This window comes from Acinetobacter sp. BY419 (assembly GCF_019038395.1).
Lineage (GTDB): Bacteria > Pseudomonadota > Gammaproteobacteria > Pseudomonadales > Moraxellaceae > Acinetobacter.
Window position 1 is genome coordinate 140,674 of sequence record NZ_JAGFXZ010000003.1, and the last position, 10,602, is coordinate 151,275.

The window sequence follows — 10,602 nt, forward strand, 5'->3', positions numbered from 1 at the left end:
TTAACTTCCTTTATTCACAACATACTGCTGTGACAAACCTCGTGCCATTTGATCTGCTTGCAAGATAGCCTCCAGATCATGTGCAGGTTGATTGTCCATCTGATTCAGGACATATTCAACTACCTGAGGAATTTGGGTAAATCTGATCTGTTGATTTAAAAATGCAGCGACCGCAATTTCATTGGCCGCATTTAAAATCGTAGGTGCAATTCCGCCACTCTGCATGGCCTGACGGGCAAGTTTTAATGCAGGGAAACGGAGCATATCCGGTTCTTGAAAATCGAGCTGTGAATGCGTAAACAGATCCAGTGGAGCCACATGCGTACTAATACGCTCAGGCCATGCCAATGCATGTGCAATAGGCGTGCCCATATCCGGATTACCCATTTGTGCCAAAGTCGAACCATCTACATATTGAACCATGGAGTGAATAATACTCTGTGGATGCACAACAACTGTAACAAATTGTTCTTGAACTGCAAACAAGTGACATGCTTCGATCAATTCTAAACCTTTATTCATTAAGGTAGCAGAATCGACTGAAATTTTTTGTCCCATGGACCAATTGGGATGCTTGCAAGCCTGCGCAGGTGTGACCTCTTCAAGTTGCTGAATGCTGTGATTCAGAAACGGCCCCCCCGATGCGGTCAACAGAATCTGCGATACGCCCAGTTTTGGTTTGCCATGACGCTCTGCTTCAAAATAATGCTGTGGCAGACACTGAAAAATCGCGTTATGTTCGGAATCGACAGGAAGCAATAAGGCCCCATGATCGCGCGCTGCCTGCATCATGATGTCACCCGACATCACCAGAGCTTCTTTATTGGCTAACAGTACGCGTTTACCCGCTTTCACTGCAGCCAATGTCGGTAACAAGCCTGCCGCACCCACAATTGCCGCCATGACGATATCAACATCAGCGTGTTCAGCCACAGCAATTAAACCAGCTTCATCTTGCAGAATTTCAATATCAGATAAATGATGTTGCTGAAGCAGTTTTGAAAGCTCATCTACTTTTTCAGCCGGCACCACCGCCACTTTAGGACGGTATTGTCGGCAAATTTCGACCAGCTCTGCAATGCGACTTTGCGCGGTCACAGCAAAAACTGAGTATGCTTCAGGATGTCGCTGCAAGATTTTTAAAGTACTTTGACCGATGGAACCTGTAGCACCCAGTATACAAACTGCTTGTGACATTTATAAATCTACACCAATAAGTTTTAAAACAGCCATACCTGCTGCAAAGATCGGGGCTGCAGCAAGCAAAGAATCGATACGATCCAGCACTCCGCCATGGCCTGGCAAAATGCGACCTGAATCCTTAATACCGGCACGACGCTTGATCATGGATTCAAACAGGTCACCTAGTACTGAACTAAATACGGTAATCACTGATAAAATCAGGAATAACGTCAGTTCTAGCCAGCTCATATCCAGATAAAGCAAGGCGACCGCCGTCACGATCAGCATTGAGGTAACAATACCGCCATAAAGCCCTTCTACAGACTTGTTAGGACTGACATTCGGTGCCAGTTTTTTCTTGCCGAATTTACGACCAACAAAATACGCACCACTGTCTGCGCCCCATACCAGTAAAAACAGGTACATCAGCCACCATGGTGAACTTTGCCAGACAGAGAAAATTGCAGTAACCGCAGCGGAGATTAATACTACACCGATACCGTTCAGACTGGCATTGTACCAGCCATCATATTCAGGATAGTTTTTCACCCAGTAAATACTGAGCAACCAGGTAATAATAGAGGCTACCCATAACAATAAGGCGACTTCAGCAAAATACAATGCCAAAGCAGAGAGTGCCAGAGTAAGCACCCCATATCCCCATGCAACAGGATTGATGACATGTTTAAATTTTCGCGGCATGAGTTTAAACCACTCATAACCGGCCACCCCAGCAGCAACAACCATCAATACAAACATTGGATAATGTGATTCGGTAGCAAACATACAACTGAGTACGACTGCTACCAGCACCAATGCGGTTATAATCCGCTCAAACATGTATTAATTCTCAAGTTTTTCCTGATGAATCTGCTCTGATGTTTTACCAAAACGACGTTCACGCCCACCAAATACGGCAAGTGCATCATCAAATTCTTCAACGGTAAATTCTGGCCATAGCGTCTCAGTGAAATAAAGCTCTGCATAAGCTGCCTGCCATAACAGGAAATTCGACAGACGGAAGTCTCCACCCGTACGAATCAGCAGATCAACTGCAGGTAAGTCACCGAGGCTGACATATTGACCAAATACATCAGTATTAATTGCATCAAGATCTAATTTATTTGTTAAAACATCGCTGGCAATTTGCTGTGCAGCTTGTGCCATATCCCACATACCACCATAACTGACTGCAATAGTGAGTGTCATACTATTGAAATTAGCAGTCCTTTGTTCGGCTTGCAACATGAGTGCCTGCAATTCAGCGGACAAACGGCTACGATCACCGATAAAGCGTAAGGCAATATTGAATTTTTCCATGCGGGGTAACTGTTCATGAATGGTGTCGACCAGCAGTTTCATGAGCAATTCGACTTCAAACTGCGGACGATTCCAGTTCTCACTGGAAAAGGCAAATACTGTTAAAGCCTGGATATTTCTTTTTTTACAGTGTTCAACAATCGGATCCAGAACCGTTTTCCCTTCACGGTGTCCATCACCTTTCTGCATCTGATTTTTTTTAGCAAAACGATTGTTGCCATCCATAATGATGGCAACATGTTTCGGAAGACGGGGGTTTTCTTCAGCAGCGGTCATCGATGAATTAGACCTTCATCAATTCAGCTTCTTTCGCAGCCAAGCGTTTGTCAACTTCAGCAACAAATTTGTCGGTAATTTTCTGAATTTCATCAGAAGCACGACGCTCTTCATCTTCAGAAATTTCTTTTTCTTTCAACAATGCTTTGATATCACCCAATACATCACGGCGAATGTTACGGATTGCTACTTTTGCATTTTCTGCTTCAGTACGGGCAACTTTCTGCATGTCACGACGCGTTTCTTCAGTCAATGCGGCCATAGGTACACGAATCGTATCTGAAGTGATTGGGTTTAGACCCAAGTCTGACTCACGAATGGCTTTATCAATTGCAGCAACCATTGAACGTTCGAAAGGTTGAACAATAAGCGTGCGTGAATCTTCAGCGCCCACGTTTGCCACCTGGTTCAATGGAACGTCTGAACCATAGTAAGAAACCATCACGTTATTTAAAATTGATGGATGTGCACGACCGGTACGAACTTTTGCAAAACCATGCTCTAGAGATTCTAGAGTTTTGTTCATACGGTCTTCGCTGTCTTTTTTAAGATCGTTAATCATATGATCTTCCTTACTTAATTCTTTAAAAGAGGTTATTGCTAAATTAGCGTGTAGTATAAAGTGCTTTGGTGCTCACGTCATTAATTGGTAACGTGAGTCCCTTCTTTTTCACCCATAACAACGGAAAGCAATGCACCAGATTTATTCATATCGAATACTTGTAGCGGTACATTATGGTCACGGCATAAACAGATCGCGGTTAAATCCATCACACCCAGCTTTTCGTCCAGTATCTGGTCGAAAGTCAAGGTGTCATATTTAACTGCATCTTCATATTTACTTGGATCTTTATTATATACGCCATCAACTTTGGTCGCTTTCAAAATCAAGTCTGATTCGATTTCGATACCACGTAAACAGGCAGCTGTATCTGTAGTAAAGAACGGATTACCTGTACCGGCAACGAATACGCAGACTTCACCCTGAGTCAGGTGACGGATTGCATCACGGCTCGAATAAGCCTCAACCACAGCACCAATTGGCAATGCAGACATTAAACGGGTTTTAATATTACGGCGTACCAATGCATCACGCAGTGCCAGACCGTTCATTACTGTTGCCAGCATACCCATCTGATCGCCAGTTACACGGCCAACCAGACCATCTTTTTGTAGCTGGCTACCGCGATACAGGTTACCACCACCCACAACAATACCTACTTGTACGCCTAAACCCACAAGGTGCGCAATAGAAAGTGACATTTGATCGAGCACTGGTGCATCGATTCCCATGTCTTTATTGCCTGCCAGTGCTTCACCAGAAAGCTTCAACAGGATGCGACCAAAGCGTGGCTTTTTAGAATCCAACATTATCAAACTCCAAATTATTCAATTTAAATTTTTTTAATTCAAAATCTTAAGCAGACTTGATTGAAATGAGTTTTGCATACAGATCGTATTCATCTGCATCGGTAATCTCGACTTCAAGCAAATCCCCTGCCTTAATAACGCTTTTATCGATATCTTCAACAAAAACATTACCATCAATTTCAGGTGCATCTGCATAAGAACGTGCAACCGCCACTGGGAACTCTTCTTCCAGGTCATCCACCAGTACAGTCATGGTCTGACCGATACGCTTTTGGAGTTTGACTGCCGAGATTTCTTGCTGAACCTGCATGAAACGCTCATAACGCTCTTGTTTAATTTCTTCAGGAACGTGGTCTGGCAAATCATTTGCTGTCGCACCTTCAACTGGGGAATAAGTGAAACAACCTACGCGATCAAGCTGGGCTTGCTTGAGCCAGTCGAGCAGCATCTGGAAGTCTTCTTCGGTTTCACCTGGGAAGCCCACCACAAATGTTGAACGGAGCACCAGATCAGGACATTTCTCACGCCAGATTTTCAAACGCTCCAGTGTGTTTTCACTGTGTGCAGGTCGTTTCATCAGTTTGAGAATTTTTGGACTCGCGTGCTGGAATGGAATATCCAGATAAGGCAGAATTTTGCCTTGTGCCATCAGGTCAATTACAGCATCCACATGCGGATACGGGTAAACATAGTGCAAACGCACCCAGATTCCCAACTGACCTAATGCTTCACACATGTCATAGAATTTGGTTTTAATCGGCTGGCCGTTCCAGAAATCCAGCTTGTATTTCGTGTCCAGACCATAAGCAGAAGTATCTTGGGAGATTACGAGTACTTCTTTTACACCGGCACGTTTCAGCGCTGCAGCTTCTTCTAGCACAGAACCGACTGGACGGGAAACTAAATCGCCACGCATGCTTGGAATAATACAGAAAGTACAACGATGGTTACAGCCTTCAGATATTTTTAAATAAGCATAATGTTTTGGCGTCAGGCGAATGCCTTGCTCTGGAACCAGATCAATAAATGGATTGTGTTTTGGCGGTTGAGGCACGTATTGATGAACCGCATCCATAACATCTTTATATGCCGCTGCACCTGTCACTTTCAGGACATTGGGATGCATTTGGCGAATCTTGTCTTCGTCTTTACCTAGACAGCCTGTTACGATGACACGACCATTCGCGCTCATCGCCTCACCAATCGCATCGAGCGATTCTTGCACTGCAGATTCAATGAAACCACAGGTATTTACTACCACTAAATCAGCACCGTCATAATCCGAAGCGACGTCATAACCTTCAGTCTTCAACTGGGTTAAAATACGTTCAGAATCTACCAATGCCTTAGGACAACCTAAAGATACAAAACCGACTTTGGGGGACTTCATGAATTTTCGCTCTACTAGAATGCGCGTATTGTATGTCTTTTCGCATCATAAAAATAGTTGAAAACCCGACTCTTTGCATCATGCACTAAAATATTGCCATAAAATATTCAAGATACTCACCTCCGCACCAAAATGAATCATTTTAGATTTACAGCCTCAATTTAATCCGCTATACCTAAGATGAATCGTGTCGCTGTGGCACATTTCTGCATTTCATAGCAACAAATAAACTTTAGTCATAAAAGTTGGCGTGCATCTTGCATCAAATCAGGACTTAAAATTGATTAAATTGCTTTATGAAGATGCCATTGCGCCATTTTAATACAGGAACAAACCCGCGAATGGATCAGCCAATTCCGATCGACTATCGTGTTTTAGTGGACAATATGACCACGTGTATCTTATTGGTAGATCGTGATCTTAATATTTATTATCTTAACTCTGCCTGCGAAGCCTTATTTGATGTGAGCTTATTCCGCGCTAGTGGCAGTCCGGCACTCGGCCTTCTACAACACCCGGCCGATGAGTTTAATACTGAAGAAGCACTGAACAACACCTTAAGCACAGGCCAACCCTATACCCGCCGTGAAGCAACGCTGATTGTCAATTTCAAGGATATTCATGTCGATTACACGGTTTCTCAACTGAATCTGGGCAAGCCTTATCACCCACTGTTGTTAATCGAGCTCAACCCTCGCGATCGCATGCTCAAAATTTCGCGTGAAGAGAACCTGATTCAGCAACATCAAGTGGCTCGTCAACTGATTCGCGGTGTCGCGCACGAAATTAAAAATCCACTCGGTGGAATTCGCGGTGCAACGCAACTTCTGGCCCGCAGCCTGAATGATCCACAATACAAAGAATTTACCGACATTATTATTAGCGAAGTGGATCGACTTCGAAATCTGGCCGACACCATGCTCGGTTCGCGTCACCTGCCAAGCTATGAGCTGGTCAATGTACATGAACCGCTAGAACGTGTGCGTTCCCTCATCGTCAATCAAACCAAAAAGAAAATCAAGATTACCCGGGATTATGACTTGTCCTTACCCGAAGTTCTGGCAGACCGCGACCAATTAATTCAAGTCATTTTGAATGTTTGCGCCAATGCAGTACAGGCCATGACTGAAAACAAGGAGTTTTTTGTCGAACAGCAACCTGAACTAATTTTAAGAACCCGGATTCAACGTCTCTTTACTATTAACGGGGTGATTCACCGCTCTGTAGTCCGTATTGATATTGAAGACAATGGACCGGGTGTACCGGAAGAGATTGTCGAATCGGTGTTTTATCCACTTGTGACCAGCCGTGCCAAAGGTACCGGACTTGGTCTCAGTATTGCTCAAAATATTATTCATCAGCACAACGGCATGATCGAGTGCCAGTCTGTTGCTGGAAAAACAATCTTTAGCTTATATTTACCTTGGGAGTCGAATCATGTCGCGAAATAAGATATGGGTCATTGATGACGATCGTGCCATGCGTTGGGTACTAGAAAAAACCTTTAAAGAAGAAGGCCTCGACGTTACCAGTTTTGAAGAAGCACAATCTGCGCTGGATCAGCTCAGTGTCGATGCACCAGATGTGATTCTGACCGATATTCGTATGCCGGGTATTGATGGACTCACCTTCCTGGGCAAGGTCAAACACAGTTATCCTGACCTGCCTGTCATTATTATGACGGCACATTCAGATCTGGAATCTGCTGTATCAAGTTATCAAACCGGTGCTTTTGAATATCTACCTAAGCCTTTTGATATTGATGAAGCGCTGGCGCTGGTGAATCGTGCGATTTTACATATCACCAAGCTGCAACAACAAGAATCAGCAAAAGTTGCTCCGCCGATTCAATCCACAGAGATTATCGGCGAATCTCCTGCGATGCAGGAAGTGTTTCGCGCCATTGGGCGTCTAGCGCAATCGCATATTACTGTACTCATTAATGGTGAGTCCGGCACAGGGAAAGAATTGGTGGCACATGCCTTGCACCGCCATTCACCGCGTAGTGCAAAGCCATTTATTGCACTGAATATGGCGGCAATTCCAAAAGACCTGATCGAAACTGAACTCTTCGGGCATGAGAAAGGTGCATTTACCGGTGCCAACACCCAACGTCAGGGTCGTTTTGAACAGGCCAACGGCGGCACGCTGTTTTTAGATGAAATTGGCGATATGCCATTTGAAACCCAGACCCGTTTACTGCGTGTCCTGGCAGACGGCGAGTTTTACCGTGTTGGTGGCCACATTCCAGTTAAGGTCGATGTGCGTATTGTTGCAGCAACTCATCAGGACTTAGAAAAACTGGTCCATGAGGGTCGCTTCCGTGAAGACTTGTATCACCGACTGAATGTGATTCGTATTCATATTCCAAAGCTGGCACATCGTAGTGAAGACATTCCGATGTTGGCGCAGCATTTTCTGGCGCGCGCCGGAAAGGAACTTGGGGTAAATCCAAAGATTCTGCGTCCTGAAACGCAGGAATATATGCAGAAATTGCCATGGCAAGGCAATGTACGCCAACTGGAAAATACCTGTCGTTGGCTGACAGTGATGATCACAGGTCGCGAAGTCTATCCAGAAGATCTACCACCTGAGCTGAAACAGATTCCAATTCATCAGCAGGATCCGGGTGCACCAATTCCAACGCTTAACCAGATTGCACCGCATCACTGGGATGAATTGCTGGGTCAATGGGCGATGCAAAAACTAAAAAACGGTGAAATGAAACTTCTGGATGTTGCCACTCCGATGTTTGAACGTACCTTGATTAATGCAGCCTTACAACAAACTCGTGGCCGTAAGCGTCATGCCGCAGAGCTTTTAGGTTGGGGCCGCAATACCCTCACCCGCAAGCTCAAAGAACTGGGCATGGACACCACTGACGATGAAGTCGAAGAAGAAATAGAAAGCTGATCTTTCCATATAAAAAAGCGCCCACGGGCGCTTTTTTTATTAATGATGATTTAGGCAGTAAAACCCACATAGCGGAAATACCCTTCTATGCCCAGATCAGATTTATAAATCAGATAATCCGGATAAGTGGCCTGGGTGATTTCATCCAGCATATTCACCTGATCATCATTGGCATGCAGGTCATCTACAGAACGTGGCATGCTGTGCTCGAATTCATCAGCCATATATTCAAAGCCAATATCCATGGCAATAAATAAGGTATGTTCACAGGGTTGCACATACTGCTCTTCAGCCCAGTCAATCACACTGTGCTGGCAATGGGGACAGGCAATATTATCGGTGGCCTGAATCGAGAGTGGAATAATTTGATAAGCCATATAAAAATCAGTCTGTTTGCTATTCGGATATTTTAGCAAATTTCCTCTATCAGCTCCGCTAAATAAAACGCCAAGCAATAAAAAAGGAAATCCTCAGATTCCCTTTTTAATATTAACAGATCTCAATGATAGACTACTTATGCGCAGCCTTATAACGCGATAGCGCTGTTACTGCCACTGCCGATACCACGACGGCTGGCAAACTTGCCATCAAGATACCCGTGGTGCCTAAACCTAAGGCCAGAATCTTCCCGGTCAATAATGGACCCGTCATCGCCCCTAAACGACCGAGAGAAATTGCACTACCCACACCAGTCACTTTGCCCGCGCCTGAATAAAAAATCGGTGAGATTCCATATAGAATAGATTGACCGCCTGTAGAGAAAATCCCACCCATAACCCCAGCCAAAATCAATAGCGGAATAGAAGTTGTAGTGAATAGCAACACCAAGGCAACAAACAAACCACTATAAATAATGGCTGCCATTTGCCAGAGCTTCAAACGGTCCAATAAATAACCCAGACTCAAGGTTCCAATGACCGCGCCTACCTGGAACACCAACATCACCAAAAATGCCTGCTGCTTCTGCAAACCTTGCTCCATGAGCAAGTTAGGCAACCAGCTAATCAGAATATAATTGATCATTAAGGTAAAAAAGAAACCGACCCAAAGAGGTAATGTATTTTTATACTGTTGCTGCCTGAACAACACCTCAGCCATTCCCGGTACAGCTTCACCAGATAGCTGCACATCTGCAGTCACTTTAGGCTTATCTTTAAGAATAAATACCATTAATGGAATCAGTGCTATCGGTGTTAATCCCCCAATCAAGAATAAGGTTTGCCATTGAATCTCAGGAAGCAACATGGCCAGACCGGCAACAAAAATAGCGCCTACAGGCAAACCACAATACATCAGGCTATTTAACTGACCACGATTGGCTTCAGTTGCTTCATCACCAACGACTGAAATCATGGTCGGCATTGCTGCACCCAAACCAAGACCGGTAAAGAAACGCGCTGCATATAAAACTTCAATGCTTGGTGCAATCGCCGTTAAGGACATGAACACACCAAAAATGGCCACAGATAGCATCAGGACTTTCTTCTGTCCTAAATAATCTGCGACCCGTCCGCCAAAGAATGCACCAAACAGCATTCCGAAGACACCCAGACTAAACACATAGCCCATTTGAACCTGATCCAAACTAAAGCTTGCTGCAAGTCCTTTCGCTGCGATTCCAGGGGCTTGAAGATCGAAACCCTCAAAAAATGCGACCCAGAAACATAAGAATATGGTTAATATTTTTTGAGCTTTTCCGCTGTATGGCTGCGCCATGACTGATCTCCATCAATAATTTACAAACCGTTTAATCATCTGACGATCTGTTCCACTATTTTTAACCTAATCCTGATAGAGAAATAGCACGACAATAGTCGGGTTTAAGCGCAGCAACATATATAAATATCAGCCAAATCAGACCTAAAACATTGTATTTTTAGATCTATTACATCTTAATAATTTTAATAGTATTTATTTATCAATAATTTAATCTAATAGTAGTTATTTTTAATTCAACCATAGTCAGAATCTATACCAGAATCCAGGCCAATAAAAAGCCCGCTCAATGCGGGCTTTTTAACTTCTTAGATTCTCAAATGAAGTGCAACAGAGATTAAATTATTGGAAAGAAGCAAGATGAGCTAGCATTTTGCTTCCGACCGACCAAAGTCAAAGTTGCATCATGAACTATACTCACCTTACCCAAGAAG

At 44.0% G+C, this 10,602-nt stretch carries 10 protein-coding genes; 2 read left to right on the plus strand and 8 right to left on the minus strand.

Features of this window, described 5'->3' with window-relative positions; genetic code table 11:
* From ispC to rimO, 6 genes are all read right to left on the minus strand, one after another.
* Nucleotides 1-1,197 carry a 1-deoxy-D-xylulose-5-phosphate reductoisomerase gene (gene ispC, locus KUG37_RS02345; protein WP_216935900.1) on the minus strand — a complete coding sequence of 399 codons (1,197 nt, stop codon included), beginning with the start codon at nt 1,195-1,197 and terminating at the stop codon, nt 1-3.
* Complete coding sequence (locus KUG37_RS02350; RefSeq protein WP_216935901.1) at nt 1,198-2,022, minus strand: phosphatidate cytidylyltransferase; 825 nt, start codon at nt 2,020-2,022, stop codon at nt 1,198-1,200.
* 3 nt (nt 2,023-2,025) lie between these two features.
* Nucleotides 2,026-2,778, minus strand: a complete 753-nt coding sequence (gene uppS, locus KUG37_RS02355; protein ID WP_216935902.1) for a polyprenyl diphosphate synthase — start codon at nt 2,776-2,778, stop codon at nt 2,026-2,028.
* 7 nt (nt 2,779-2,785) lie between these two features.
* Nucleotides 2,786-3,340: a ribosome recycling factor gene (gene frr / locus KUG37_RS02360; RefSeq protein WP_216935903.1), complete on the minus strand. Its 555-nt coding sequence runs from the start codon at nt 3,338-3,340 to the stop codon at nt 2,786-2,788.
* Nucleotides 3,341-3,420: 80 nt separating this feature from the next.
* A complete protein-coding gene (gene pyrH / locus KUG37_RS02365; RefSeq protein WP_216935904.1) occupies nt 3,421-4,149 on the minus strand; it encodes a UMP kinase in 729 nt (242 codons plus the stop codon).
* 46 nt (nt 4,150-4,195) lie between these two features.
* Entirely contained in the window at nt 4,196-5,539 is a 1,344-nt protein-coding gene (gene rimO, locus KUG37_RS02370) for a 30S ribosomal protein S12 methylthiotransferase RimO (protein WP_216935905.1), read from the minus strand.
* Nucleotides 5,540-5,880: 341 nt separating this feature from the next.
* Between rimO and glnL the strand changes: the two genes are divergently transcribed.
* Both glnL and glnG read left to right on the plus strand, forming a co-directional pair.
* The gene (gene glnL, locus KUG37_RS02375; RefSeq protein ID WP_216935907.1) at nt 5,881-6,990 is read left to right on the plus strand and encodes a nitrogen regulation protein NR(II); all 1,110 of its coding nucleotides are present in this window, start codon (nt 5,881-5,883) and stop codon (nt 6,988-6,990) included.
* Nucleotides 6,977-8,452, plus strand: coding sequence for a nitrogen regulation protein NR(I) (gene glnG / locus KUG37_RS02380; RefSeq protein ID WP_216935908.1), 1,476 nt, complete (start codon nt 6,977-6,979; stop codon nt 8,450-8,452). Before glnL ends, glnG begins: the two co-directional genes overlap by 14 nt.
* Before the next feature lie 50 nt (nt 8,453-8,502).
* Here the strand turns inward: glnG and KUG37_RS02385 are convergent, their stop codons facing one another.
* Together KUG37_RS02385 and mhpT are read right to left on the minus strand one after the other, a co-directional pair.
* Nucleotides 8,503-8,829, minus strand: coding sequence for a hypothetical protein (locus KUG37_RS02385; protein ID WP_216935909.1), 327 nt, complete (start codon nt 8,827-8,829; stop codon nt 8,503-8,505).
* Between the two features lie 133 nt (nt 8,830-8,962).
* Nucleotides 8,963-10,168, minus strand: coding sequence for a 3-(3-hydroxy-phenyl)propionate transporter MhpT (gene mhpT, locus KUG37_RS02390; RefSeq protein ID WP_216935910.1), 1,206 nt, complete (start codon nt 10,166-10,168; stop codon nt 8,963-8,965).
* Between the last annotated feature and the right edge of the window lie 434 nt (nt 10,169-10,602).